The sequence below is a fragment of the Nonomuraea sp. NPDC005650 genome, assembly GCF_040605375.1.
In the GTDB taxonomy this organism is placed as follows: domain Bacteria; phylum Actinomycetota; class Actinomycetes; order Streptosporangiales; family Streptosporangiaceae; genus Nonomuraea.
Genome location: NZ_JBEXCR010000005.1, coordinates 1 through 25,380 on the forward strand (window position 1 = coordinate 1; position 25,380 = coordinate 25,380).

The 25,380-nt window shown below is 66.6% G+C and carries 23 protein-coding genes, 2 tRNA genes and 1 pseudogene; 11 read left to right on the forward strand and 15 right to left on the reverse strand.

Going from position 1 to position 25,380, the window contains the following annotated elements:
- Positions 1–109: 109 nt before the first annotated feature.
- Positions 110–489, reverse strand: a pseudogene (locus tag ABZS69_RS09745) (NUDIX hydrolase); the annotation flags it as partial.
- A gap of 678 nt (positions 490–1,167) precedes the next feature.
- Here ABZS69_RS09745 and ABZS69_RS09750 point away from each other — a divergent pair.
- Together ABZS69_RS09750 and ABZS69_RS09755 are read left to right on the forward strand one after the other, a co-directional pair.
- Positions 1,168–5,946, forward strand: a complete 4,779-nt coding sequence (locus tag ABZS69_RS09750; protein WP_355369133.1) for a LamG-like jellyroll fold domain-containing protein — start codon at positions 1,168–1,170, stop codon at positions 5,944–5,946.
- 17 nt (positions 5,947–5,963) lie between these two features.
- Positions 5,964–6,377: a hypothetical protein gene (locus ABZS69_RS09755; RefSeq protein ID WP_355369135.1), complete on the forward strand. Its 414-nt coding sequence runs from the start codon at positions 5,964–5,966 to the stop codon at positions 6,375–6,377.
- A gap of 696 nt (positions 6,378–7,073) precedes the next feature.
- Here the strand turns inward: ABZS69_RS09755 and ABZS69_RS09760 are convergent.
- Positions 7,074–7,146 (reverse strand) — tRNA-Arg (locus ABZS69_RS09760).
- Positions 7,147–7,978: 832 nt separating this feature from the next.
- Between ABZS69_RS09760 and ABZS69_RS09765 the strand changes: the two genes are divergently transcribed.
- Positions 7,979–9,016, forward strand: coding sequence for a D-alanyl-D-alanine carboxypeptidase family protein (locus ABZS69_RS09765; RefSeq protein ID WP_355369137.1), 1,038 nt, complete (start codon positions 7,979–7,981; stop codon positions 9,014–9,016).
- A gap of 2 nt (positions 9,017–9,018) precedes the next feature.
- Here ABZS69_RS09765 and mscL read toward each other — a convergent pair whose 3' ends face one another.
- The 6 genes from mscL to ABZS69_RS09795 form a co-directional block, all read right to left on the reverse strand.
- Positions 9,019–9,411: a large conductance mechanosensitive channel protein MscL gene (gene mscL / locus ABZS69_RS09770; protein WP_355369139.1), complete on the reverse strand. Its 393-nt coding sequence runs from the start codon at positions 9,409–9,411 to the stop codon at positions 9,019–9,021.
- Positions 9,412–9,432: 21 nt separating this feature from the next.
- Positions 9,433–10,020, reverse strand: a complete 588-nt coding sequence (locus tag ABZS69_RS09775; RefSeq protein ID WP_355369140.1) for an RcpC/CpaB family pilus assembly protein — start codon at positions 10,018–10,020, stop codon at positions 9,433–9,435.
- On the reverse strand, positions 10,017–10,823 hold the full coding sequence (locus ABZS69_RS09780) for an S-methyl-5'-thioadenosine phosphorylase (protein ID WP_355369142.1): 807 nt from the start codon (positions 10,821–10,823) through the stop codon (positions 10,017–10,019). The genes ABZS69_RS09775 and ABZS69_RS09780 overlap by 4 nt, the downstream gene beginning before the upstream one ends.
- 403 nt (positions 10,824–11,226) lie before the next feature.
- On the reverse strand, positions 11,227–11,532 hold the full coding sequence (locus tag ABZS69_RS09785; protein WP_355369144.1) for an FmdB family zinc ribbon protein: 306 nt from the start codon (positions 11,530–11,532) through the stop codon (positions 11,227–11,229).
- A gap of 67 nt (positions 11,533–11,599) precedes the next feature.
- Positions 11,600–13,105 (reverse strand): potassium/proton antiporter, encoded by a 1,506-nt coding sequence (locus tag ABZS69_RS09790; RefSeq protein ID WP_355369146.1) that lies wholly within the window; start codon positions 13,103–13,105, stop codon positions 11,600–11,602.
- A gap of 23 nt (positions 13,106–13,128) precedes the next feature.
- Complete coding sequence (locus ABZS69_RS09795) at positions 13,129–13,698, reverse strand: 5-formyltetrahydrofolate cyclo-ligase (protein WP_355369148.1); 570 nt, start codon at positions 13,696–13,698, stop codon at positions 13,129–13,131.
- Positions 13,699–13,722: 24 nt separating this feature from the next.
- Here ABZS69_RS09795 and galU point away from each other — a divergent pair, with 24 nt between their 5' ends.
- The 7 genes from galU (at position 13,723) to ABZS69_RS09830 (ending at position 18,325) form a co-directional block, all read left to right on the forward strand.
- A complete protein-coding gene (gene galU / locus ABZS69_RS09800) occupies positions 13,723–14,625 on the forward strand; it encodes a UTP--glucose-1-phosphate uridylyltransferase GalU (protein WP_355369150.1) in 903 nt (300 codons plus the stop codon).
- Entirely contained in the window at positions 14,612–15,799 is a 1,188-nt protein-coding gene (gene glp / locus ABZS69_RS09805) for a gephyrin-like molybdotransferase Glp (RefSeq protein WP_355369152.1), read from the forward strand. Before galU ends, glp begins: the two co-directional genes overlap by 14 nt.
- Positions 15,796–16,308: a cyclic pyranopterin monophosphate synthase MoaC gene (gene moaC / locus ABZS69_RS09810; RefSeq protein ID WP_355369154.1), complete on the forward strand. Its 513-nt coding sequence runs from the start codon at positions 15,796–15,798 to the stop codon at positions 16,306–16,308. Before glp ends, moaC begins: the two co-directional genes overlap by 4 nt.
- The gene (locus tag ABZS69_RS09815; protein ID WP_355369156.1) at positions 16,305–16,787 is read left to right on the forward strand and encodes a MogA/MoaB family molybdenum cofactor biosynthesis protein; all 483 of its coding nucleotides are present in this window, start codon (positions 16,305–16,307) and stop codon (positions 16,785–16,787) included. Before moaC ends, ABZS69_RS09815 begins: the two co-directional genes overlap by 4 nt.
- Positions 16,788–16,833: 46 nt before the next feature.
- A complete protein-coding gene (locus tag ABZS69_RS09820; RefSeq protein WP_355369839.1) occupies positions 16,834–17,487 on the forward strand; it encodes a GNAT family protein in 654 nt (217 codons plus the stop codon).
- 124 nt (positions 17,488–17,611) lie between these two features.
- Positions 17,612–18,199, forward strand: a complete 588-nt coding sequence (locus ABZS69_RS09825; protein WP_355369158.1) for a hypothetical protein — start codon at positions 17,612–17,614, stop codon at positions 18,197–18,199.
- A gap of 49 nt (positions 18,200–18,248) precedes the next feature.
- Positions 18,249–18,325, forward strand: a tRNA-Ala gene (locus ABZS69_RS09830).
- A 244-nt stretch (positions 18,326–18,569) separates the two neighbouring features.
- Here ABZS69_RS09830 and ABZS69_RS09835 read toward each other — a convergent pair.
- Genes ABZS69_RS09835 through ABZS69_RS09845 form a run of 3 tightly spaced genes read right to left on the reverse strand, consistent with a single transcriptional unit; the run spans position 18,570 to position 21,289 of the window.
- On the reverse strand, positions 18,570–19,841 hold the full coding sequence (locus tag ABZS69_RS09835; RefSeq protein ID WP_355369160.1) for a hypothetical protein: 1,272 nt from the start codon (positions 19,839–19,841) through the stop codon (positions 18,570–18,572).
- Between the two features lie 39 nt (positions 19,842–19,880).
- Entirely contained in the window at positions 19,881–20,357 is a 477-nt protein-coding gene (locus ABZS69_RS09840) for a hypothetical protein (RefSeq protein ID WP_355369162.1), read from the reverse strand.
- Positions 20,354–21,289, reverse strand: coding sequence for a hypothetical protein (locus ABZS69_RS09845; protein WP_355369164.1), 936 nt, complete (start codon positions 21,287–21,289; stop codon positions 20,354–20,356). Before ABZS69_RS09845 ends, ABZS69_RS09840 begins: the two co-directional genes overlap by 4 nt.
- Before the next feature lie 72 nt (positions 21,290–21,361).
- On the opposite strand from ABZS69_RS09845, the gene ABZS69_RS09850 reads away from it, so the two are divergent.
- Positions 21,362–21,670 carry a helix-turn-helix transcriptional regulator gene (locus ABZS69_RS09850; RefSeq protein ID WP_355369166.1) on the forward strand — a complete coding sequence of 103 codons (309 nt, stop codon included), beginning with the start codon at positions 21,362–21,364 and terminating at the stop codon, positions 21,668–21,670.
- A 337-nt stretch (positions 21,671–22,007) separates the two neighbouring features.
- Here ABZS69_RS09850 and ABZS69_RS09855 read toward each other — a convergent pair whose 3' ends face one another.
- The 4 genes from ABZS69_RS09855 to ABZS69_RS09870 all read right to left on the reverse strand — a co-directional run bounded on the left by ABZS69_RS09855 (position 22,008) and on the right by ABZS69_RS09870 (position 25,273).
- Entirely contained in the window at positions 22,008–22,532 is a 525-nt protein-coding gene (locus ABZS69_RS09855) for a hypothetical protein (RefSeq protein ID WP_355369168.1), read from the reverse strand.
- A 169-nt stretch (positions 22,533–22,701) separates the two neighbouring features.
- Positions 22,702–23,229 (reverse strand): N-acetyltransferase family protein, encoded by a 528-nt coding sequence (locus tag ABZS69_RS09860; RefSeq protein WP_355369170.1) that lies wholly within the window; start codon positions 23,227–23,229, stop codon positions 22,702–22,704.
- Between the two features lie 499 nt (positions 23,230–23,728).
- Positions 23,729–24,034 (reverse strand): hypothetical protein, encoded by a 306-nt coding sequence (locus ABZS69_RS09865; protein WP_355369172.1) that lies wholly within the window; start codon positions 24,032–24,034, stop codon positions 23,729–23,731.
- Positions 24,035–24,271: 237 nt separating this feature from the next.
- Positions 24,272–25,273, reverse strand: a complete 1,002-nt coding sequence (locus ABZS69_RS09870; protein ID WP_355369174.1) for a serine hydrolase domain-containing protein — start codon at positions 25,271–25,273, stop codon at positions 24,272–24,274.
- Between the last annotated feature and the right edge of the window lie 107 nt (positions 25,274–25,380).

A 25,380-nucleotide genomic window follows, 5' to 3' on the forward strand; every position in this document is an offset into this window, starting at 1 on the left:
ATTCCGGCGGCTTCACCAGACGCGCGCCCTGACCAGCCACTATCGGCAGCGCGGCGATCCACTCCCACCGGATCTACGAATGTAGTACGGGGCGGCCCGGATCCGCGAGCCGCCGTTCCCCTGTCGCCTCCAGGAACTGGTCGGCACGCGTGACCTTGCGCCGGAAGTTGCTTGGATCGAGCTTCACCCCCCACACCGTCTCGTAGACTCTGCGCAGCTCGGAGACGGTGAAAGGTTCAGGACAGAACGCCGTTGCCACCGTCGTGCACTCCAGTGGTGACCGGGCCCGCTCCAGCGCGTCACGCAGGATGGTCAGATGGTCGAAGGCCAGCGAGCCGGGATCGATCAGGGTCGATGACACGGGCACCCATAGGCGTCGGAGGCGTCCGTGCCCGCCGTGGGAATGGGCAGGCTGGCGCCAAGGGCAAGGAAGGCCACGGTGATCACGCGACCGCCGGGGTCGCGATCCGGCTCGCCCAGTGAGCCCACAGGCATCTCCGAGCACGATGAGGTGGTCCAAGCCGACGGCTGGGCCAGTGACCTGGTCAATCTGCTGGGCGACGGTCACCGGTGGGTAGCTGCCTGGCGGGAGAAGGGGTACGCCCGGCTACCGGTACGGCGACCTGGCCCGTTGTTCGATGAGATCGTCACCCGCGCACTGGAGGTACATCCACTCCAGCAGGGGAAACAGGCGTCAGCGCGGAATCGCGCCTTGCGATTGCAGGAGCATAAGGGGGAATTTCTGCGTTCGCCGTTGCTTTCTTCAACAATGTTACCGAGCGAGCGATCTGGATGATTAAGACGAAGACCCAGGTCGGCAGTGGCTTCCGCGCGCTCAAAAGGTCCCAGACGTTCCTGGCCGTCCGTAGCTATGTCTTCACCGTCTGCAAGAACGGCCATGCGCGCCGCCCGCGCCCTTCACAACGCCCTGTTCGGTAACCCCCGGATGCCGATCTGCGTACTCACGGGTTGACCTGAACAGTCACATCTACAGATCGTCTACATGTCGCCGGATAGCTGGGATGTGAGGCGACTAATCGTTCTGGAGCTCCAGATCGTTACACGTATTTAGATCCAATTTATGGTGATCTATCTCATATTGATCAGTGATCAAGAAGGCAGGTAAGGATTGTTTGTCATTTCCACAACTTCATTGGAAGGTGGTAAGTGAACGAGTTAGTCAACCTGGCGAGGCCTGCCGGGAAAACGCGCAGGCAGCTCGCCACAGCAACGGCGCTTACGGTGGCAGCGTCGCTGCTGGTAGCTGGTGCCGGCTCTGCTGCCTTGGCCGATCCAGATCCGAAGGTCGCTTCTGGGAGCGCTCCCGTTCCCAGGGTGACAACGTTCCCCCGCCCTGCAGACCCGGACGCGCCGCTGCGGGCGGCGATCGAGGAGGCCAGGAAGCAGGGTAAGCCGGCGGCGGTCGAGGACGTCTACACCGAGTCCTCGCGCACGTGGGCCTATCCTGACGGCCATCTGGCCACGCAATCCTATGGCGGCCCTGCTCAGTTGAAGCAGGCTGACGGCTCCTGGGCCTGGATCGACACCACGCTCGTGGAGCGGGACGGTGTGCTGAAGCCGCGACTGGCCAAAGCCGACGTCACGCTGTCGCTTGGCGGGGGCAGCCCGTTCGCGTCGATGGAACGTGACAAAGGTCAGCGATTTGCCCTGTCGTGGCTGAAGGACCTACCTCGGCCGGAGGTCACCGGCAACGTCGCCCGGTACGTCGATGCAGCTGGAGCCGGCGCAGACCTTGTCGTCACTGCCCTGCCCACCGGCTTTCGGCATGACGTGCTGCTTCGCGAAAGGCCCACGGGCCCGCTGGAGTTCCGGATCCCGGTCGCGACGGACAAGCTGACGCTCTCCACCACCAAGCACGACGGCCTCAAGCTCACCGACAGCAAGGGCAAGACGGTGATGTCGGCCCCGACCCCGCGTATGTGGGACGCGGCCACCGACAAACCCACCACCGACCGGCCAGGTCGCCAGACGACCATCGAGACCGAAGTAGAAACCAAGGACGACCGCACGGTCCTGGTCCTCAAGCCGGACCTCGCGTGGCTGAAGGACCCGGCCACTCAATACCCGGTGACCGTGGACCCCACCACCACCTTGGGAATCACTCAAGAGGTCGGGATCCGATCGCCCAATACTCAGATCAGCCCCGGATACGTCGGACGACGCCAGTACCAGACCTGTTCGCCTTATCCGAACTGCACCCAGTACGAGGACACCAGCCGGGCGCTGATGACCTTCGACACCGCGCCCATCGCAGGCCGCCAGGTCGTCAAGTCCACCATGCAGCTGATGCTGCGTACGGATGCCACATCCTGCAGCGCGTTCCAGGGCATCGTCGCTCAGCGGATCACTCAGTCCTGGGTTGCCGACCAGACCTTCTGGAGCAACCAGCCCACCACCACCGCCGAGGGACGCTCCTCCATCGACCCCTGCTCCCTGCCCCGCACCGCGGGTTCGGTGTGGAGCTGGGACCTCACCGCGATGACCCAGGCCTGGTCCTCCGGGACGCCGAATCACGGCCTGATGCTGCGGCTGTCCACAGAGACTCCGATACCCAAGTCCCTGTGGGAGGACTTTTCCTTCTGGGCGCAGCTGTGGGGCCAGAACGTGCCCAAGCTGAGCGTCGATTGGGTGCTGCCGCCGGAGATTCCCACCGTCACCGCCGAGTCGATCGATTCCCTCAACGGCAACGACGCCATCGCACGCAGCACCAACGTCAAGGTGACCTACAAGTCCAGCGTCCCTGAGGCCACGGGCCTGGACTACACGGTGACCGTGAACGACTCCACGATGACGCCTCCGGCTGCTCAGCTGCCCGCGGGCGAGGCCGCATTCTGGAAGTTCGATGAGACGAGCGGCGCGAGTGCAGCCGATTCCTCCGGCAATATGCGGCCCCTGGCACTGACTGGTTCCTACAGCCGCGTCTCTGGACAACTCGGCCAAGCGCTGACACTGGCCGGCGGGCAGGGCGCTACCAGTGCTCCGGTCCTCAACACCGATCAGAGCTTTACGGTGGCGGCTTGGGTGCGGCTGGACGACAGCACCAAAGCGCAGACCGTTTTCTCGCAGATGGGCGTCAACCAGCCCGGGTTTTCCCTGAAGTATGAGATATCGTCAGCGCCGGAGTACGACCAGCGCTGGTGGTTCACTATGATCACAGCGGATGAGCCGAACACGATCCGCGAGGTTCCGGTGTCTCCCAAGAGCCTGGCGAAGGTCCGCGAATGGACGCACCTGGCGGCCCAGTACGACAACAGCGCCCACAAGATCCGGCTCTACGTGGATGGGGTGCTGGCAGGAGAGCGCGACTACACCGCCACGTGGAATGCCCGGGGTGCCTTCGAGATCGGCCGTGGACGAGTCATCGCCGACAACCTCAAGGGATCGATCGACGACCTCCACGTCTACCAGCGAGTGCTGACGGCAGCCGAGATCCGGACCATGGTCGGCGTGCCTGGCACCACGACCCACAACAACATTCCCTCCGGTCAGGTCTTGGACAAAGTCTTCACCATGGACAACCCGGCGAGCTTCAAGTTCGTCGTCAAAGCCTGCCGCAGCGGCATCACCCCGCCGGCCTGCAACGAGAGCCCGGCCTACCGCATCACCTCTGATGCGCCGGTGTTGCCGTCCGACACAGAGACTGGCCTGGCCGAGCCGACGCAGCCGATCCTTTCCGGCATGGTCCACCGCCCCTCCGGCGGAGCAGTCACGGCGAAGTATTACCTGTATGACAACCAGGGCGCGCCAGTCGGCTCCGCCCCGCTGGGCAGCCGCACGGTCAACGGCGGCGAGCGAGCCTCCTTCCAAATTCCACCTAACACTGTGCAACCCGGCACCACGTACAAGTGGCAGATGACGTCCTGTGTCACCGGCCCGCAAGACCCTGGCAGCGAAGAGGTCTGCACCGCTAAGACGGCCGCTGTCGCTTTCACAACGCCTGGTACACCTCCGCCGCCGCCCACTGGGGACGTCCGGCATCTGACCCTCGGCAAGGACAGCTTCGTCATCAAGACGGCCAAGACCGACCCCACCGCCTGCGGTGGGTCACCATGCACGGTGACCGATGACTCGATGATACGAATCGGCGGTAGCGGTGCCGACAAGACCGCCGCGATGATCGGATTTAGGCTGGACGAACTTCCAGACGATGCCGTACCGGTCGAGGCACTGCTGGATCTCGGCACACCAACGTGTTCCGGCGGTTCATGTCCTCAGGACACGCCGATAACGATCACGCGCCTGGACTCACCGGTCACCAGTGAGACCACAATCGGCACTGTCGTCGAAACCACGAACGATGCCTCAAAGTATTCCGTGACCGTCGCTCAGCCCAAGGTTGACGTCATCGGAGATCAGTACTCGTGGCTGCTGGTGAAGACCGACAATCCGACAACGGTCACTTTTGCGGAGCCGACCGCTTCGACGCCGCCTAGCTTGAAGATTGGCTACACGCCCGCCGGCCCGCCTAGTAAGGTCCAAGACCTCTCCGGTCAGCCCGGCGACGGGGGAGCCATAGTCTCTTGGGCTATCCCTTCCAGCACCGGTTCTCTCGCGCTGCTGGACGGATACGATGTGGAGGCGGTCTCATCGGCGGGCGAGAGCGTGCGCTCCGTCCAGACCACAATGCCCTCGGCAACCATCACCGGCTTGACGAATGGTGAGGCTTACACGATCAAAGTCGCTGCGAAGACGCGTTTCGGCAAAGGAGAGTGGGAAAGCATCTCGCTGACTCCGCGAGCTCTGCCCGCTCCCCCCACAGAATGCGAATCACCGGTCAGCCAGGGGTCTCTCAAGGTGACGGTGCAGGAATACTATCTGCGACAGAGCGGCGTCGTGGAAGGCACCTACCCGGATGTCTGGTCAAGCAGCGTGAGCATGGCGAAAGCACAAAAACAGTCGGACGGCTTGGATCCGCGCAGCCCGGTCACCGCGAAGCTGTCGCTCACCAATCCGATTCTGCTCGCAGAGAGGGAAGGTCTGGAGAAGAGCAACATAGATCGAACGGGCACGTCCGTTTCTCTCAGTAATACGCTTGCCTACACGTCGCCGGACGGAACTCCCACGCTTCGGGCCATCGTCAGCCGGAGTTGGACCGACGTCACGACGGATAAAGACGGCAATCAACTGTCGAAGCCGAGTGACCTGACCGACACGTTCGACTATTCCTTCACAGATTGCGGTGCCGTAAGGCTCATATCCGTGGTCGTCGACGTCGACGTCAGTGACATGGACATGATCCTCGAGGGTCCGGGACCGGACGGGTGCGGGAGCACCTCCTCTATCGCACAAGGCATGGCGGCGGCGGCAGCATCGAATTGGTGCGGTAAGGGCAAGAACGGCGAGACCGTTTTTGGCTACGATCTTAAGTGCGACTTCGGGCAGGACATCTGCCGCTTCGACACTTACGGCAAGCAGAACGTCATGTCTGGCATGAGCTTCGAGTCGGGCGGAGTCCTGCGCTGGTCGGGGGTGCACAATTACACGCTGGGCGGTCCGACGAGCGTGCGGATCGAGGAGCTTCAGGGCTGGAGCCAGGTCAAGATGACGTCGGCTTTCAAAGCCGCGAACAAGAACCTGGTGAAAAACATCAAGGTAAAACTCGCCACCACCGCAAAATTCTTGTTGACGGTGGGAAGCATCAGTATTGACACCGGCGTGGGTGGAGTCGGATTCAGCAAGACAAGCGACTCGGCTTCTTACTCAGTAGACGGCGAAGCAGGAGACCTGTGGGTGCAAATACCAGCCCCCGGCAAGATCAGGCCGTTCACAGTGGACTGTGAGGGAATACTGGGTCTTTGCTGGTTCGACGACATCCGACACGCCATGAATGTCACTGTACAATTCCCGATGAAGGGTGGGCCGCTGGTTGCCGACCCGATGAACCTGCAGAGTTGCTGGTTCAGGGCATCGACGAAGTACTTGTAAGTATGTAGGAGCCGCCGGTGGCCTCGCAGTCCACCGGCGGCTCTGCGATCGAGGGAAAGGAATATCCAGTGGGACTCAGTGATCGCACAGCACGGCTTGTTCGTACTCTTATGTTGTTGCAATCCGCCATTGCGCTGGTCGGACTCACGGCCAAGATCATCCTGATCGTCAATGGATATACCGCTGATCAGGAGATGGTCATACTGCCGCCTCTGTCGATCTTCATTCTCGGGAGCGCCCTTCTTCCAGCCGTGTTGAGCTTCGCGATCGTTCGGCGAATCCGCTGGGGGAGAGGTGTTGTCATCGGTGTCGAAGTTGTCATATCGGCATATTCTCTCCTTGCAAGTTTGAATAGGCCGAACATTTCCTTAATGGCGAATCTCGCCATAGCACTACTAGTCATCATTCTATTGGCCAGTCGGCGGAATTGAGGGTTTGCTCGACTGGAGTCGTGAAAGCTAAGTCGGATTCAATTCGCGATCTGTTATGCTCTGATCGAGCTGAGCATTCGGTAAGCGCTGCGGGGAGCGATATCGAAACTCGCGGGATAGGTGCCTGAAGCCGGTTGTTCGGCGAGTCGGGCGAGGTGTCTTGAACTTGGTTTTGACGCGGTGCCGGATGTCCTCGTCGGGGTGGGTTCGGGCGTGTGGACGGCGGTCGAGACGGCTTCCCTGAGATCGGCTCGGTAGCGACTGGGGTCGAGTTCGAGCCCGGAAGAGGGTGCGTCGCCCGGCTGTGGCCGCGACGGCGGGACGGGTGGCGCTCAACGGGGCCTGCGGCTCCAGGTTCGGTCGGGGCGTTGAGAGAGGCCGAACTCGCACGTCATAAGAGCCGCTATGAGGTTTCTTCTGATGCTGATGGCTTCGGCGGTCTCGAGTCGGTGAGGGGCGCCAGGATGGTCCTGGTTCCACGGCCCGGGTGGGTCGTGGGGGTTGTTAGAGATTCGGATGGCCCCGGTCGGGGCCACTGACCTGGGAAAACGTCCGAAAGATCATCCCGACCATATCCCTGGATCATGGTCCTACGGCTGCATACGGGCGCCCTCGGCTGCCTATCAAGGTCCACTAAGCAAAAGACCTGCGGCCGGGAAGCCGCAGGTCGGGGGCCAAAATACCTGGTCAGATGCGTGCCCCCGGCAGGATTCGAACCTGCGGCACCCGCTTTAGGAGAGCGGTGCTCTATCCCCTGAGCTACGGAGGCGGACGCTCGTAAGCCTAGCGAAAGTCTGGCACTGCGTGGGACGTGGAGGCGGGGTGAGTTTGGTCGGGTTGGTTATGGGTGCTCTGAGCTGCGGTAAAGGCATGACAAGTGGTCAGAATCTTGCGCATCCCGCGTGGATACCGTCTGCCTGTGACCAGGAGGCGATACAAGCAGGCGCGGCGGCGGCCTGTCGTGTTGTTTGGGGCGTTGTTGGCGCCGGCGATCCTTGCTGGAGGGTTGTTGGCTGGGGAGATGCGGGGGTTTGAGGGGAGTGCTCCCGCGGTGGGTCCCGGGCGGGTTGTGCGGGTGGGGTTCGGGCCGGTGGTGGTGCGGGCGCCGGCGCATCCGGATCGGGTGTACGAGGGGAGTGTGCCGGCTCCTGTGCGGGTGGTGAGTCGGCCGCGGGTGGAGGCTGTTCCGCCTGTTCCGCCGGTGCCGGCTGCGGTGGATTCGGAGCCTGGGCGTGAGAAGCCTGTAACGCCGGCTCCGGTGCGGACTCAGGTTGGGTGTCCCGGGGAGTGGGCGGACACCTGGTTGTGGGATCTGTGCCGGGATGGGGAGGGAGGGGTGGGGTTGAGGGTCGGTGGCAGTTTGGTGCCTGGTATCTGAGTGGGCGGTGTTTCGGGGGATATCGGGTGGCGGGATCTGGCTGGTTGTGGGGGGTGGGCGGACAGAGTGCGCTTTTTGTCTCATAACAGCTCTCCCGAGTTCGGTCCGGGCACGCGGGGGGCTGTAGTAACGTGCGTGCCGGACCCAGGTAACGAGTTTGCAAACGGAGGAGTCGAACGTGCCAGCCCCTCGATCAGCGGGTCTGATCGCGGTAGTCATGGCGGTGGCTTCTCTTTTCGTGCCCTCCGAGCAGGGGCGCGCTCAGGCGCAGGTCGTACCGGCGCAGGAGCGGCAGGATCCGGGTGACCTGGCCGGGCTGCGGAAAGAGGCCGAGCGGTCGGCCAAGGAACTGGAGGACGCCACCAAGGCCCTGGAGAAGCGGCGGACGGACATCGCCGCCTCTGAGAAGCAGCTGAAGACCAAACTGGCGTCGCTGCAGGATCTGGAGCGGCGGGTGGCGGTGATGCGGCAGCCGGTGTCGCAGATGGCCGAACTGCTGTATGAGCAGCCGATCATGGCGGACGGGATCGTGCCGTTCCTGTCCGGGACCGCGGACGAGACCACGCTGCGGGCGCTCAGCGACGTGACACAGATCGTCTCCGTACGGCAGCAGGCCGTCGAACAGACCAGCGCGCTGTACAAGCAGGCCGAGGGATTGGCCGCGGAGGCGCAGGAATTGCGGGCGGGCAACCTGCTGGCCGAGGCGCAGCTGGCGGTCGAGGTGGACACGCTGCGGCAGCGTTCCGACAAGATCGTGAAGTCGCTCACCGCTCAGCTCGTGAAGATGGGCATCAAGATCGACAAGGTCGGGCGGGCGGCGCTGGGGTGCAACCCGCTGCGGGCGGCGACGGCCAACGACTATCCCAACGGGCTGATTCCTAAGACCATGCTCTGTCCGTTGCAGCAGAAGGGGTTCAGTCTGAGGGCCGACGCCACCATCGCGTTCGTGAGCCTGAACGAGGCTTACCGGAAGCGGTTCGGGAAGAACATGTGCGTCACCGATGCCTATCGGAGCCTGGCCGAGCAGCAGTCGGTCTACTATCGGCGGCCGGGGTTCGCCGCCGTGCCGGGGCGTAGTAACCATGGGCTCGGGCTGGCCGTGGACCTGTGTGGTGGGGTGGAGAGGTCGGGGTCGACGGAGTTCGTCTGGATGGAGAAGAACTCCAAGAGGTACGGGTGGTTCCATCCCTCCTGGGCCTACAGCGGCCCGTTCGAGCCATGGCACTGGGAGTACGACCCCAAGAACGATTCGCTGCTGTAGCTCTACGCGACCTGTGAGCTGCAGAAGGCGCAGCGGGACGCGGCCTTGGGGATTTCCGACAGGCATTCGGGGCAGTCGCGGGTCTTCGACTCGATCTTGGCGGAGTTGCGGTCTTTGAGGTGCGTGTACGGCTTCACCAGCAGGAAGTAGACCACCGTGGCGACCATCAGGAACGAGATGACCGCGTTGATGAAGTTGCCGTACATGAAGTTGGACTGGCCGATCGTGACCTTGAGCGAGGAGAAGTCGGGCAGGCCGCCGAACGCCGAGATCAGCGGGGTGAGGAGGTCGGCCACGAACGACTGCACGATCGAGTTGAAAGCCGCCCCGATGACGACCGCCACGGCCAGGTCGATGACGTTCCCCTGCATGAGGAACTTCTTGAAACCACTCATGGGAAGATCGTAGCCGAGTGATTACGTTGTGCTAGCTTTGATGGTGATCGAAAGGTGGCCGGTCGTCTGGGCGGACGCGAGTTCGGCGGCCTGGGTCTGAGTGGTGGCGAGCACGACCAAGGCGCCGTGGGACTCGCTCGTGGTCTTGGATGTCTGCGGGATCGTGATGACCCTCACGTCTTCGGCTACTGCGCGGGCCGGGCGGGTTTCCTCGTCGGCCGCCAGGACGGTGATCGTGGCACCGGGGGCGAGGAGGCTCGCGGCCGCCGCGTCGGCGATGCGGACCGGGGCGGCGACCATGCCCGGCGGGAGCCGGTACGAGTGGAGAAGGCGGACATCCGTCAGCGGCTCGCCCTTGCGCATGGGGCTCGCCAGGATCTGCCCCGCCGCGGCCGTGCGTACGGCGCCCGTGGGTGGATGGTTGAGGGCGGCAGGGGTCAGGTCGCCCGGGCCGAGGAGGCCGGGAGACAGGTCGCGGGCGGCCACCAGGACCGTGGGCGACGGCTCGGGGCGGGTGGCGATGAAGGCCGACATGACGGCCAGGGCGGCCAGCGCCGCCGCAACGAGGCGGCGACGGCGGCCGTAGCGGATCAGCCAGGCCCGGATCACGGCAGCTCGAAGGGGAGCTTGATGCCGTCGAGAGCCGACCCGCACGGGCAGGTGCGCTCTTCGGGGAGGGCTTGTACGGTCTCCGCCACCAGGGCGCGCATGCGGGTGACGTTTTGCGCGAAGAACTTCAGGACCTCGTCGTGCGTGACACCCTCGCCGGCCTCGATCCCGGCGTCGTGGTCGGTCACCAGGGAGAGCGAGGTGTAGCAGAGGGCCAGCTCGCGGGCCAGGATGGCCTCGGGGAAACCGGTCATGCCGACGATCGACCACCCGTTGCCGGCGAACCACTGAGACTCCGCCCGCGTCGAGAACCGCGGGCCCTCGATGACCACCAGAGTGCCGCCGTCGACCGTCTCCCAGCCGGTCGAGCGGGCGGTTTTCACCGCGGTGGCACGGCCTGACGGGCAGTAGGGGTCGGCGAAGGAGACGTGGACCGCGCCGTCCACGTCGTAATAGGTCTGGGCGCGGCCTGAGGTGCGGTCCACGAGTTGGTCGGGGATGACCATGGCGCCCGGGCCGTACTCGGCTCTCAGCGAGCCTACGGCGCTGGGCGCGAGCACCTGGCGCGCGCCGAGCATGCGCAGTGCCCAGAGGTTGGCGCGGTAGGGGATGCGGTGCGGTGGGAAACGGTGATCTCGTCCGTGTCTGGGGATGAACGCCACCGAACGTGTGCCGATGCGGCCGACCGTGACGACGTCGCTCGGAGGGCCGTAGGGTGTGGAGAGCTTGATCTCTTCCGCGTCGTCGAGCAGTGAGTAGAAGCCGGAACCGCCGATGACGCCGATGTCTGCGCGAGTGACCATGGGCGAGAGAGTAGCCGGATCGGGGATGGGTCAGGGCGGGCCGAATCCTGTTCTGTGGATAACTCGATTCCGGATCCCGATGGGTCACCAGGGGCAGAGGTCATCGTCTGCCGTTGGCGATGTGCGCATTCAGGCGCGTTGACCCCCCCTCATACGGCTGCGGCGCACGCGTGAGGTGCGCCGTGAGGTGCGCAGGGCCGATGTGGGCTCGCCTAAAGGGTGCGGGTGCAAGGCGGATGGGGTCCTACGCGAGGCACGGTTGAGGGCGATCGTGGGCTGGTGCCTCACGTCCGCCTGACGCGTACATGAAGATCCCGCGCATATGCGAGCGCGCACGGACACCCCGCCCAGGTGTCCATGGCCGCTGGGGCGGCCAGGTCCTGGGTGTGGCTGCCTGGGAAGGTCAGCTGGAGGCCGCGGCGGGGGCGGCGGCGGGGGTGGACGAGCTCGTGTCCGCGGACTTGCCCTCCGCGGGCTTCGACGACGAGGACGACGAGGAAGAAGAGGACGCCGGGGAAGTCGAGGTCGACGACGAGCGGTTGTCGGTCCGGTAGAAGCCCGAGCCCTTGAACACGATGCCGACGGCCGAGAAGACCTTGCGCAGGTTTCCCTCGCAGGCAGGGCAGATCGTCAACGCGTCGTCGGTGAACTTCTGAACGACCTCGAGCTGCTCGCCGCAGTCGTTGCAGGCGTACTGGTACGTCGGCACGCGCTCCTCCTTAAGGTCTGGCACTCGAGGGATGCGACTGCTAATGGTAACCGATTAGGTCAAACGCCTATTCCAGTCCCCGCTCTCCGTACCAGCCCGCCAGCTTTCCGCTGCGGCTCACGGCGCGCAGACGGCGTTCGACCTGGTCACGGCAGGAGGCCGTGGTGACCAGCAGGAGCTGGTCGTCCACCCGGATCCTGGTGCTCCCGGTAGGGACGAAGGATTTGCCGTCGCGGACGATCAGGGTAACCTGCGCCCCGGCGGGCAGGCGGAGCTCGAAGATCTCCACGCCGTGCAGCCGCGAGCCGGAAGGCACCTTGACCTGCAGCAGGTCCGCCTTGAGCTCCTCCAGCGGAGCCGCCTCGACCTCCAGGTCGTGTGCCTCGCCGGGGGCGGCCACCCCGAGGAGCCGGGCCACGAACGGCAGCGTCGGCCCCTGCAGCAGCGTGAACACGATGACGATCACGAAGACCTCGTTGAAGATCTCCTTGGACCCCGTCACGTTCGACGCCCAGGGGATGGTGGCGAGCACGATCGGGATCGCACCGCGCAGCCCCGCCCACGACAGGAACGCCTGTTCGCGCCAGCTCACCCTGCCTATCCGCAGCCCCCGCGCCAGCAGCGAGCTCACCACGACGGAGAGCGGCCGCGCCAGGAGCACCAGGATGGTGCCGGCGATCAGGCCGGGCACGAGGGACGACGGCATCTCCTTCGGGCTGGCCAGCAGGCCCAGCATGACGAACAGCCCGATCTGCGCCAGCCACGCCGCCCCCTCCGCGAACCCCCTGGTCGCCGCCCGGTGCGGCAGCCGCGAATTGCCCAGGATCAACGCCGTCAGGTAGACGGCCAGGAACCCCGAGCCGTGCAGCAGCACGGCGCCGCCGTACGAGACGAAGGTGAGCGAGAGCACGGCGAGGGGGTAGAGGCCGGAGGCGGGGAGCGCGACGCGGCGCAGCGTGTACGCGCCCGCGGGGCCGACGGCCAGGCCGACCGCGGCGCCGATGATCAGCTCGACCGAGGTCTCGAGAAGGAACGTTCCCACGGACGCGGAAGAGCGCGACGCCCCGCTGAGCAGCACCACGGCGATCACCGTGGGGGCGTCGTTGAAGCCGGACTCGGCCTCCAGCACCCCCGCCAGCCGGGGCGGCAGCGGCAGCCTGCGCAGCACGGAGAAGACCGCGGCGGCGTCCGTGGAGGCGAGCACCGCGCCGAGGATCAGCGCCGTCGTCGGGTCTATGCCGAGAATCGCCTGTACGCCCAGCGCGACCACGCCGATGCTGACCGCCACGCCCACGGTCGCCAGGATCAGGGCCAAGGGGACTGAACGCCGCACATGCGACCAGTTCGTGGTAAGTCCACCTTCGGCAAGGATCACCGCCAGCGCCGTCAGCCCGATCTGCTGGGCCAGCTGAGGGTTGTCGAACGGGATCCCGAACCCGGCCTCGCCCAGGACCAGGCCGAAGCCGAGGTACACGAGCAGGCTGGGCAGGCCGGTGCGGTGCGCGATGCGTACGGACGCGATGGCCGCTATGACAATCGCGGCACCAAGAAGAAGCCAGACATCCAGTGTCATCTGGCCCCCTCTCGTACCTGCGGTCACATAAGCCTAGTGAGTCCCCCTGGTGCAACGGCAAAACGGACGTGACGGTCATGAGGCTCCGCCGGGATGCCGTCGATCAGCTCGCCGTCGTGCAGCAGCGCGACCGTCGGGACGTTGGGGCCCACCCTGGCCAGGGCTCGATCGTACGAGCCGCCGCCGCGTCCCAGACGTACACCCGTCGTCCTGTCCACCGCCAGGGCCGGGACGATCACGAGCGCGGCGGTGCGGATGGCGTCGACGCCGCGGCGGGTGTCGACCGGCTCCATGATCCCGAAGCGGCCCGGAGTGAGCGAGTCGGGTCCGTCGTACACCGCCCAATCCAGGTCGAAGTCCTCAAGCAGGACGGGGAGGATAACGGTGGCTCCATGTTTCCAGAGAGCGAACACGAGCCCGTGAGTGTCCGGCTCCGACCCCGTCGACCAGTAGCAGGCCACGAGACCGGCCATCTGAACCCACGGCTGGTCGAGCAGCGTTTCGCGGATCTTGACGGCGTTTGCCCGCTGTTGTTCGGGGGAGAGGGAGGCGCGTGCCGAGCTCAGGTCGCGACGCAGGTTCAGCTTGTCCACAGGTACCTCCACTAGGGTCTACTCATGGCTGACTTCGACCCTGTGACGAAAGCCGTCGTGCCCGCCGCGGGTCTGGGCACCCGGTTCCTTCCGGCGACCAAGGCGACACCGAAAGAGATGTTGCCCATCGTCGACAAGCCCGCGATCCAGTATGTCGTCGAGGAGGCAGCCTCCGCTGGGCTCCTCGACGTGCTCATGGTCACCGGCAAGAATAAACGCTCCATCGAGGATCACTTCGACCGCGCGTTCGAGCTGGAGGAGGCCCTTGAGGCCAAGGGCGACGAGCACCGGTTGTCCCAGGTTCGCGAGCCGGCCTCGCTGGCGACGCTCCACTACGTACGTCAGGGCGAGCCCAAGGGGCTCGGCCACGCGGTGCTCTGCGCCAAGCAGCACGTCGGCGACCACCCGTTCGCCTGCCTGCTCGGCGACGACCTGATCGACTATCGCGATCCGCTGCTCAAGCGCATGATCGAGGTGCGCGACACGTTCGGGGGGAGCGTGATCGCGCTGATGGAGGTGCCCAAGGAGCAGGTCTCCCTGTACGGCGTCGCGACCATCGAGGCCACCGCCGACGACGATGTCGTACGCGTGACCGACCTGGTGGAGAAGCCGCCGGCCGACGAGGCGCCGTCCAACTGGGCGATCATCGGGCGTTACGTGATCGATCCCGCGGTGTTCGAGGTGCTGGAGAACACGCCGCCGGGCCGCGGGGGCGAGATCCAGCTCACCGACGCGCTGCGCACGCTCGCCGGACGCGCCTCCGGGGACGGTGGGCCCGTGCACGGGGTGCTGTTCAGAGGGCGCAGGTACGACACCGGCGACAAGCTTGACTATTTGCGGACGGTGGTGAAGTTCGCGGCGGACCGGGAGGACCTGGCGCCCGAGTTCGTGCCGTGGCTGCGGGAGTTCCTCGATGAAATCGGTTGACGAGCATCTGGCTGAGATCCTGGCCACCGTTCGTCCGCTGGCGCCGCTTGAGCTGGAGTTGGAGCAGGCGCTCGGGGCGACGCTGGCCGAGGAGGTGGTCTCGCCGGTGCCGCTGCCGCCGTTCGACAACTCGGCCATGGATGGCTATGCCGTACGGGCTGCCGATATTTCGGATGTTCCGGTTACGTTGCCGGTGACCGACGATGTGGCGGCCGGGTCCGGGGAGCTGCGGGCCGTGGGGCCCGGGCACGCCGTACGGATCATGACGGGCGCGCCCATGCCCGCCGGGGCCGACGCCGTGGTGCCGGTGGAGTGGACGGACGGGGGGACGGTCTCCGTACAGATCTCGCGCCAGGTGAGCGTCGGCAACGCGATCCGCCGGGCAGGGGAGGACGTGCAGGCCGGCGAGGTCGTGCTCAAGCCGGGCACGGTGATCGGGCCCGCCCAGCTCGGGATCATCGCCGGGGTGGGGCGGCGGCGGGTCCTGGCGCGGCCGAGGCCCAGGGTCGTCGTCATCTCGACGGGCGCGGAGCTGGTCGAGCCCGGCGGTTCGCTGGCTCCCGGGCAGATCTGGGACTCCAACAGTTTCACGCTGACCGCCGCCGTGCGGGAGGCCGGGGGCGAGGGCTACCGGGCGGGTTCTGTCGGGGACGATCCGGGCGTACTGCTCGATCGGCTCGACACCCACCTGGTGCGGGCCGATGCGATCATCACCAGCGGTGGGGTGTCGATGGGGGCGTACGAGCCGGTCAAGGAGGCTCTGTCGCCGCTGGGGACGGTCCGGTTCGAGAAGGTGGCGATGCAGCCGGGGATGCCGCAGGGGTTCGGCGTGCTCGGAGAGGACCAGGTGCCGATCTTCGCGCTGCCTGGCAACCCGGTGTCGTCTTTTGTGTCTTTCAGGCTGTTCGTACGTCCGGCGCTCGACAAGATGCGCGGGCTCCCCGCGAACATCCCCGAATCGATGCCCGCCCGCCTGACCGGGCCGGTGCGCTCGCCCGCCGGGCGGCGGTCGTTCCTGCGCGGCGTGCTGGCTTCGGACGGCACGGTGTCGCCGCTGCACGGTCAGGGGTCGCACCAGCTCGCCGCCCTGGCCTCGGCGAACGCGCTGATCGTGGTCGCGGAGGACGTGACTGAGCTGCCCGAGGGGACGACTGTCGAGGTGATCCGGCTGTGAGCGACTCGGAGGGCTCGGGGCTGACCCATGCGGGCTCGGGGCTGACCCATGTGGATGAGACCGGCGCCGCTCGCATGGTGGACGTCTCCGCCAAGGACGTGACGGCTCGCACCGCCACGGCGACCGGGCGCGTGCTGCTGTCGGGCGAGGTCGTGTCGCTGCTGCGGTCCGGCGAGGTGCCCAAGGGCGACGCGCTGGGCGTGGCGCGGATCGCGGGGATCATGGGGGCGAAACGGACGCCCGACCTGATCCCGCTCTGCCATCCGATCGCGCTGACCGGGGTGAAGGTCACGCTGGACGTCGAGGACTGGGGCGTGGCGATCACCTGCCGGGCGAAGACGGCCGACCGCACCGGGGTGGAGATGGAGGCGCTGACGGCGGTCTCCGTGGCCGCGCTGGCGTTGATCGACATGGTCAAGGCGGTGGATCCGGCCGCGGTGATCACCGATGTGCGGGTGGAGGAGAAACTGGGCGGGAAGACCGGTCGCTGGGCCAGGGAGCCGGAATGATCCGCGCACTCGTGATCACCGTGTCGAACCGGGCCTCGGCCGGGGTTTATGCGGATAAATCCGGGCCGTTGCTCGTGGACCTGCTGCGGCGCGACGCGGGCTGTGAGGTCGTGGAGGGCCCCCTGGTGGTGCCCGACGGCGAGCCGGTCGAAGATGCGCTCCGCGAGGGGGTGGCGCACGGGTACGACGTCGTCGTGACCACCGGGGGCACCGGGCTGACGCCCATGGACCTGACGCCGGAGATGACGGCCAGGGTAATTTCTCGGGAAATTCCCGGTATAGCCGAGGCCATTCGGCAGGCGAATCGGGAAAAGGTCCCGACCTCGATACTGTCCAGAGGGCTGGCCGGGCAGGCGGGCAACACCTTGATCGTTAATTTGCCCGGATCGTCGGGTGGCGTACGCGATGGCGTCGCCGTACTCGCGCCGATTCTTCAGCACGCGGTCGATCAGATCCGGGGCGGCGATCACCCGCGCTGAGCGCGATTCCATGATGCGTGGCGACATCGTGCCCGATGGGGGGATGATGAGAGTTGTGGATCGACTTCGTGGCTGGCCGGTGACCCTCAACGAAGGTCCGGTAGGCCTCCGGCCGCTGCGGCTGAGCGACGTGCGGGTGTGGCGTGAGACCCGGCTGCGAAACGCCGACTGGCTGCGTCCCTGGGAGCCCAGCAATCCGGAGACGCCGCTGTTCAGGACCGGGCTCGGCCCGTACGTCTCCATGGTCGGCACCCTGCGCCGCGAGGCCCGGCAGGGCCTGGCGATGCCGTGGGTGGTCACGTACGGGGGGCGCTTCGCGGGGCAGCTGACCGTGGGCGCGATCGTGTGGGGCGCGGCCCGTTCCGCCCAGGTCGGCTACTGGATCGACGGCGCGCTCGCCGGGAAGGGGATCACCCCCACCGCCCTCGCCATGGCCGTTGACCATTGCTTCTTCACCACGGGCCTGCATCGGCTCGAAGCGAACATCCGTCCGGAGAATCAAGCCAGCCGCCGGGTGGTTGAGAAGCTCGGATTCCGGGAAGAAGGCATTCGGCGGCGCCAACTCCACATCGATGGGGCCTGGCGCGACCACATTTGCTACGCGTTGACCGCTGAGGACATTCCTGGCGGCCTTCTCGTGCAGTGGCGTCGCGCGCGTGAGTCAGCTGCTCACGGGGGGCCTTCCGTCGAAGAGGTTTGACGATCTCGCGACACACCGCACCGAATGCTCGTCAATTAGTGACACGCGGTCTTACGGTGCGTGACGTGAGCACATTGAAGGCGCGACAAGCACACTTGCGTCTTTGTGCTGCCCGGAGGTGGTCGTGAGCAGCGCCTTCCTCTATCTGGTCATCGTCGTGATGTGGCTTTGCGTCCTGATCCCGATGTGGCTGCGCAAAGACAAGACGAACCTGGCCGAACTGGTCGAGCTCGAAGAGCACTACACCGGCGAACACCAGCTTCCCGATCTCGACAACCTGGACCCATCGGACGCGGACGAGGACGACGGGTCGTCTCCTGCCGAGGTCGAGAAGGTCGACGTTCGCCAGTTCCGGCTCCGGCGCCGGGCCATCATCGTGGCCCGCCGGCGGCGGCTGCTGTTCTTCACGGCGCTGCTGGTACTGGCCTCTGTCGTGACGGCCGCGGTCAAGATGATCCCGTGGTGGGGCGTGGCGCCCTCGGTCGTCATCATGTTCGCGTACATGGCGTTTCTCCGCATCGCCGTACAAGTGGATAGGGAACGCCGCGAACGGGGCCGTCAGGCACGCACAGAGCGCCTGCGGCGGGCACGTGAGCGGCGGCGGGCCGCGGAGGCGGCCGCACAGGCGGAGGTCATCGATCTCGCGGCGCTGCAAGCGGACGTCTTGTTCGATCAGTACGCCGAACCGCCCAGGCGGGCGGTGGGCGACTGAAACGATGGCGCGAGGACCCCGCAGAGTTTGCTAACCTGGTCGAGTCCTTGGGGATGTAGCGCAGTCCGGTAGCGCACTTCGTTCGCATCGAAGGGGTCAGGGGTTCGAATCCCCTCATCTCCACCAGGGGCCGTTCTTGAAACGGCTGAACTGAGGTTGACGGGATCCCGTCTGATCATCGCGATCGGGCGGGATCTTGTCGTTTCAGGGGTTTCCGAATCGGGTTCGTCCTGGTTTGGGGATCGCGGAGCAGGTGTCCGGGAAGGCCCGGGTGGTGTCAGGCCGCTGGTGGAGGACCGAGATCCGGCCGTTGGGCATGGCGAAGCCGACGGTGGGCTGGGCGCTGCGGTGGGGTGGCGGGTTTTGTGGCTTATGGGGCGGGTGGTGGTCTGCTCTGGCCTGCGGGTGGCGTGCCGTCGAAGGGCTCGACTGGAGTCTGCGGGGTGTCGGCGGGTGTGATCGGCTCGTTTTGGAGCTGGTGGGTGTGGCGCCACTGGTCGAGGAAGTGGTCGTTGGCGACCGTGACGAGCAATGCGACCAGGATGGTCTGGGCGACGCGGCCGTGGGCGAGCCTGTTCTTGGGATCGCCGAGGTCGAGGTCGTGTCCCTTGAGCCGGCCGTTGATGCCTTCGGTGTTGGCGCGGACAGACTTGTAGGTCCTGATCCAGGCGGGACTCAGGTAGGCCAGGTCCTGGCGGAATTTGTCGAGGTGGCCGAGGTCGTCCTTGTTCAGGGTGATGGTGTGCTGGTGGCAGATCTTCGGCAGATCGCCGGTCTTGTGGTCGGAGGTCGGGGGCAAGATGCGGGGTTTTGCCGCTGGGTGGGCGGCTCGCTGTCGGGCGTCGGTCAGGTCGACCGCGATAGGTCGGCTGGGGCTGCGCTGGTGGAGGCGGTCGAAGCGGGGGCAGGTGACCGACGGGGAGGTGCCTGCTGCCGGGCATTGGAAGCGGATGGTGCCGTCTGCGTTCGCGCTCTGTTTGAGACGCAGCAAGTACGGCTCTCGCGCGCTGATGAGTGCGGTGAGTTCTTGCGATGGCGTGCGGATGGCGGCGTCGTCCAGGCCGGTGGTGGCGGTGGCGAGTCGGCCGGGTATCAGCGGGCAGGCCAGGTGGCCGTCGATGAGCAGCGCGCCGTGGGCGCTGCCCTGCACTCCCCGTTGATCCACTTTGTAGTCGAGGGCGAGTCGGTAGCCGAGTGCGCGTGCGGGCTGGGCGAAGTGGCTGGGTTGCTGGTCGGTGTAGGCGCGGTCGACGGCGGCGAATGCTGCGGGCAAGCCGAGCGCGGCCAGGGGTTTGAGGGTGGTGATGGCGTTGGCGCCGATGCGTTTGTGCGGGGTGTCGAGGACGAGGCCGAGCGCCAGTTGCGGGAAGGAGCCGAGTGCCGGGCGGGTGCGGGCGGCGACAGTGAGGGTGGCGCTGTAGCCGTACTCGGGTGGGCCGTTTCCGGCCGAGTGATGCCAGCCCGCGGTGATCTCGGTGGAGGCGAACAGTTCGCCGGTGGAGCGGCGAGCTCGGGGCGGGCGGGCGAAGACCGGGGCGGCGGTGGTGTCGATGCCGACATCGCCGCGGAAGTGACGGAGGTAGCCCCGGCCTTTGGCCCAGCGCACCGGGGTGAGCACCAGCGCGGTGACGATGTCCTGCAACAGTTCCCGCCTACGCGAGCGTGCTGGGTCGTCATCCTCTCAGGCGGCGGCCAGCGCGTCGGCCTGATGCTGGGGCAGGCGGGCGCGCCGATCGTGGCGGGCTGGATCCAGCACGGTGGTCAGCCGGTCGAAGGCTCGGTAGAAGCGGCGGGAGGAGGCGAGCACCTGGTGGATGTCTTCGCGGTTGATGTCGGGCAGGCCGAGCCGGTGGCGTGCGGCGGCGGTCAGACAGAACGCGGCGATCCGCCAGGCCTCGACGAGAGTGGCCTTGCCGGTGTGGTTGATGGACAGCAGCAGGCAGGTCAGCACCGCGGCGATGGGCAGCCCGGGCGGGCCGGGCCTCGGGCCGAGTTCGGCGTCGATCAGCGGCAGGACGCCGGAGTCGTCCAGCAGCCGGGCGTAGTGACTGACGACCGCGTCGGGGATCTGTGCCCTCTGCTTGGCAGGAGGCCTGGGCCGGGCGGCTCGGGCTCGGGTAGTGCGCGGCGGCCAGGCGCGTGGCTTCGCCGTACTCAACTGGCCTGTTCGTCGGGCCTGCCGCGCAGCAGCGCGACCGCGGTGGGCTCGTCCAAAGCAGGGACGAAATGTTGGTAGCGGGCCAGCGCGGAGGCGCTCATCCCGGCCGCGGCGGCCACCACTCCCAGGTCGATGCGGGCGTTCAGCAGCTCGACGATCCACGAGGAACGCAGCCGGCGCACCGACAAGGCGGGCAGGCCGCCGGTCGGCCGGTGGCGAGCCGTCCAGGAGCTGAACAGGTTCTTGGCATGCCGGGCGGCGCGCCCGGGCCGGAAGACGAAGGCGTCACTGGGCCGGTCGGCGGCATGAACCAGGACGTCCTCCCAGGCGGCGCGGCAGACGATCAACCGCTGCGTGTCAGGGACGGTGACCACCATCGCGCCGGAGCCCAGGTGACGAAGATGCCCTGTCCGGACGGCGGCCACCTCCCCAGAGGTCAAACCGCAACCGAACGCGAGCGCCATCAACGCCAGCGCGTCGCCTCTGGCCTGGCCGGGCAGGCGTTCGGCCCAGCCGCGAAGGCGGCCGAGCTGGGCCGGCGAGTAGGGCGGGCTGACCTTCTTGGGGGCTTTCATCGGCGGCGGCGGCTGCTCGCCGCGTTCCAGCCAGGCCAGCGTGGCGCGCATGTGCCGCAGCCAGGACCGGTAGGTCTGCGCCGAACTCGGCGCCAGATCGGTGCAGCCGGTCAGGACGAACGCGTCAATCGTCTCATGCCGCAACCACACTTCCGGGTCATCGGGCAGGCCGGAGCGGTGACACCACACGGCCAGGCGCATGGTCGCGGTGAGCAGCCGCTCGACCCTGTAGGGGGAGCGGTCGGCGCTGGCGGCGACCAGCATCCGAACCTGCCCGCAGATGTGCTCCCACTCCGGCGGAGCATTTTGCGGCCGGTAGCCGGTGATCTTCGCCGAGGTCGCGGGATCGAGGGTCACACCCCATCCATAGCGGCAGGACAAGCAGCCGTTACGCAGTGCGACGACATCCACCGAAAGGAGTGCTTTGTCATGGTCGGAGGACGCGCGCGCTCGGCCGCCCCCCGGGATCTGGCCGAGGACCCGCAGGCCTGGCCCCACGCGGATCTCGCCGCCCACCCCGCCGCCGCCGTCATCCAGCAGATCGCCGCCACCCTGGCCGGCATCCTGGCCGAACGCCGCCTGAGCCTGCGCGGCCTGGCCGCCGCCTCCGGCGTCAACCGCCAGTCCGTCGCCGACCTGCTGGCCGGAAAGTCCTGGCCGGACGTGGCCACCATCGCCCTGCTGGAGACCTCGCTTGGGATCCGGCTGTGGCCGGAGGGCACTCCGACGCCCCGATGACGACGCCGAACCCCGCGCCGAACCCCGCGCCGAACCCCGCGCCGAACCCCGCGCCGAACCCCGCGCCGAACCCCGCGCCGAACCCCGCGCCGAACCCCGTGATGTTCCCGACGGCATGGTCGAGCCTTCTCTCCGCCGCCCCAGACAACCCGGACATCCGGGCAGAAGCAGCCGCCATTTGGCTCGACAGCCTCCAAGCGATCACCTATCGCGTTACGCTCAGAAGGCGCGAGCCTTCAAAGAGTTAGGTCTGTTGGGTGCTCAAGCAACCCGGTGCCGTCGAGCTGCAACTCGGCGGCACCACTTTTCGATCCAGCCGGCAGACCGGCAAGCGAGCTCAGCTCGTGGCGGCGCTCCCTTCGCCGCCGAACCCGTTCACTCCGGCCGCGATCGTGAACAGGCCCTGCTCCCGCTCGGCCAGCCAGCCATCGTCCACCAGCCGCTTGAGCCGCGCGCGCATCCCCTCCACCTGACCGCGGACATCCTGCTGACCCAGCGCCCGCACCACATCGCGCGCCCGCAGCGGCTGGTCGGAGCTGGCCAGCAACACCACCGCGTCCTTGCGCAGCCCCCGCAGGGCCGGACGCTCCTGGGGAACCTCCTCATGCCCGGCGGTCTCCGGATCGCCGTGGCTCGCCCCATGATGATCGTCGTTGGCAGCTTCGCCGCGTCCCACTTCAGCCGGCTCGTCGGCCGACTCCAGCGCGGTCAGTTCCTCTCGCGCGATGGCCAGTCGTTCCAGGCGCCGCTGTGCCATGGCCAGCCGCTCCTGCAGTTCCTCCATCTGCCTGGACAGCTCGGCGCATTGCTGCCGTGCGGACTCCTCGGCCCGCTCCAGCTTTGTCAGCAGCGACGTCACCATTGCCTCCCTTGCGGCAGTCCCAGACCATCGTCGTCACTCGGCGCATAGCTGCAACTCCACACTGTAGGCGGCGATGGCATCGCTGGCCCTGAAGACTGCAAGATGATCTCCGGCGAAAGACGCCAAGATCGGCAGGGCCGCCGCAGGCGTATGCCGCTGCGGGTGGCCGTTAAAGAAGACGCTCCATCCACAGCGAACTGATGTACTGACCGTTCTTGGCGGCGTACTCGTGGAACGTCCCGACCTCTGTGAAGCCGAACTTCCGATGCAACGCGACCGATGCATCGTTGGGCATGGCGATGCCTACGACGGCCACATGGATCGGTTCGTCGGCAATGCTTTCAAACAGCGCCCGATACAGCGATGTCCCCACTCCCAGGCCTCGGCAACTGGCATCGATCGCGACGCTGAGCTCAACCGTCTCCCGGAAGGCATCGTGATCTCGGTAACGCTGACTGCAGGCATAGCCCACCACCTGACCGTCTCGTCGAGCCACGACCAGTCGGTAAGGGCCGGCGGAGGAGAACCGTTCGAACCAGGCGCGCCGCTCATCCACCCTGATCGGCCGGGTGTCGAAAGACGCGATCGAATTCGCCGCCACGTCGTTGAGGAGGTCGACAATTCCGGGGAGATCGCCCTCATCCCCGATCGCAACCTCAACAGGCCCTGAACCATCCAGCATGCGCACATCGTTCATGAGTTACATTCTGATCAAACCGGGTCTGCCTCGCCACCGCCGGAGCTCAGCCCGCCCGCACACCATCAACAAGAAGGCCACGGACTACTCACCTCACGCAGCTACCGCCTGGGAAACGATCACTTCCCTTCCGGGAAGCGATCTTACCTATGGCCCTCCTGCTCCAGGTCGCACGTATTCGTGAACACCCCACCAGGGGCCGTTCTTGAAACGGCCGGACTGAAGTTGACGGGATCCCGTCTGATCATCGCGATCAGGCGGGATCTTGTCGTTTCAGGGGTTTCCCGAATCTGGTTCGTGCTGGTTTGGGGTCCGAGAGCCGGCGAGATGAGTGGCTCGGGTGCTGTCACGCGGTCGTGTGGGTGTGGTGAATGGCCTGGTGGGCATGGCGAAGCCCTCGGCCTTGCCTGACATCCACCCGCTTGGCACTTCTCGCTCGGGAGGTGCAGAACTGCCTCGGCAGAGTTCGGGAAACGATCACGTGGCGCACGGGAAGCGATCAAGGCGCCTGTCGTGCCGTCTCGCCGATGGGCGCCGCAGAGGTGTCGCCATGGAACAGCTGCCAGCGGGTGAGGCCCGGCTGTTCCGAAGACGGCGTGATCATCTTGCCATCGGGGATGGAGACGTAGGCGGGGGTGGGTAGCGTGCCGTCCCACAGGGTGCGCGCGAAGGCGGGGAGATCGGCGGCCGTGCAATAGGCCACGCGATGTGGGCCGGCGAATGGAAGCAGGCTGGCGGTGAAGTCGACCCGGGGGCCGGACGGCTGGGTGGCGTACGGGCGCGCGACCGTCCGGTCGGCCGTCACTTGTATCTCACCCAGCCGGAACTGCCCCCGCTCTCGTAGGCTGAGCCGATCGTTTCGAAAGGAACGCCCCCGGATCTTGGAGCCGCTCCGCTGCTGACGTGCGTGAAAGGCCCTTTCGGTTATCCGGCGTCGCAGAGCCGTGCCGCGTATGTGCCACGACTGCCCACAGGTTCTCAATTCTCCAGCCGCACTTGGCGATCATGATCTGATCACGCTCGCCTTGTGCGGCTGGAGTGATCACTTCGCGGGGCAGAACAGCGATTTGAGGGCGTTGGTGATGCGCGACGGTACGGTGCTGCGCTCGTCGTTGTCCATGGCCAGGGTCAGGGACACGGCGAACTGCAGACGGCCGTCGGAGGAGGTGATGGTCGCGGCGGTGAAGCCGGGGGCGCTGCCTCCGCCTCCGGCGGCGAACTCGGGGTTGCCGGCGCACGGGCCGCCCGCAGGCGGCGGCGTCTGGCCGGGCGGCGGGTCGGTGATCAGCTTGCTCAGGGACGCCGGCAGGAGCTTGTTCTGGCGGAAGGCGCGCTGGAAGACGCTCATCTCGCGCGTGGTGGAGATCACGCCGCCGGCACCGAGCATGCTGGTGGCGTTCATCATCTTGTCGACATCGCGCATCGTGCCCGTCTCGTCCGGGGCGTAGCCGTGCCCGTGCGGGCCCTTGATACCCTGGCCCGCCTTCGTGGGCAGGTAGGTATGGCGCATGCCGAGCGGGGCGAAGAGCCTGCGGTTGAGTTCGGCCGCCAGTGACCTTCCGGACAGTTTCTCGATGATCATGCCGAGCAGGATGTAGTTGCTGTTGGAGTAGTTGAAGGTCCCGACTTCCACGGGCCGGGCGTTCTTGCGTGAGGCCGCCAGCAGGTCGGTCGGGCGGTAGTTACGCGTGGGGTCGGAGGTGTCCGGGCCGATGTAGTCGGGGATGCCCGAGGTCAGCTGGATCAGGTTGCGTACCGTGATCTCGTCGGCCCGCTCCACCAGGTCCTTCTCCGCCACCTCGGGCAGGACCTTGCTAAGTTTGTCGTCCACGCTCAGCTTGCCTTCCCTGACCAGTTGCAGGACCGCGGTGGCGGTCATGGCCTTGGTCTGCGAGCCGATCCAGTAGCGGGCGCTCGCCGGGATCACGCCGCCCTTGCCGTCGAGCAGGCGGGAGCCGGCTGAGCCCTTCCCGACCCGCTTGCCGTCCACGTACACCTCGCCGATGGCTCCCACCACGTGGCCCGTCTTCACCAAGTCTTCCATCGCCTTCTGCACATCCCCGACCTTGACGGGGGCGGCAGCTGTCGAGGCGGTGGAGGGCGGGGCCGCGCTCAAGACCAGCGCCGCGCAAGCCAGCGAGGCTGCGCCAG

What these genes read in the sequence shown, in the direction of transcription:
- ABZS69_RS09780 (WP_355369142.1), bottom strand. Translation starts at nt 10,823, where the DNA reads ATGGTCACTCGCGCAGACATCGGCGTCATCGGCGGTTCCGGCTTCTAC.
- mscL (WP_355369139.1), bottom strand. Translation starts at nt 9,411, where the DNA reads ATGAGTGGTTTCAAGAAGTTCCTCATGCAGGGGAACGTCATCGACCTG.
- galU (WP_355369150.1), top strand. Translation starts at nt 13,723, where the DNA reads ATGGCTGACTTCGACCCTGTGACGAAAGCCGTCGTGCCCGCCGCGGGT.
- ABZS69_RS09820 (WP_355369839.1), top strand. Translation starts at nt 16,834, where the DNA reads ATGAGAGTTGTGGATCGACTTCGTGGCTGGCCGGTGACCCTCAACGAA.
- ABZS69_RS09850 (WP_355369166.1), top strand. Translation starts at nt 21,362, where the DNA reads ATGGTCGGAGGACGCGCGCGCTCGGCCGCCCCCCGGGATCTGGCCGAG.
- ABZS69_RS09860 (WP_355369170.1), bottom strand. Translation starts at nt 23,229, where the DNA reads ATGAACGATGTGCGCATGCTGGATGGTTCAGGGCCTGTTGAGGTTGCG.
- ABZS69_RS09870 (WP_355369174.1), bottom strand. Translation starts at nt 25,273, where the DNA reads ATGGAAGACTTGGTGAAGACGGGCCACGTGGTGGGAGCCATCGGCGAG.
- ABZS69_RS09855 (WP_355369168.1), bottom strand. Translation starts at nt 22,532, where the DNA reads ATGGTGACGTCGCTGCTGACAAAGCTGGAGCGGGCCGAGGAGTCCGCA.
- glp (WP_355369152.1), top strand. Translation starts at nt 14,612, where the DNA reads ATGAAATCGGTTGACGAGCATCTGGCTGAGATCCTGGCCACCGTTCGT.
- ABZS69_RS09790 (WP_355369146.1), bottom strand. Translation starts at nt 13,105, where the DNA reads ATGACACTGGATGTCTGGCTTCTTCTTGGTGCCGCGATTGTCATAGCG.
- ABZS69_RS09815 (WP_355369156.1), top strand. Translation starts at nt 16,305, where the DNA reads ATGATCCGCGCACTCGTGATCACCGTGTCGAACCGGGCCTCGGCCGGG.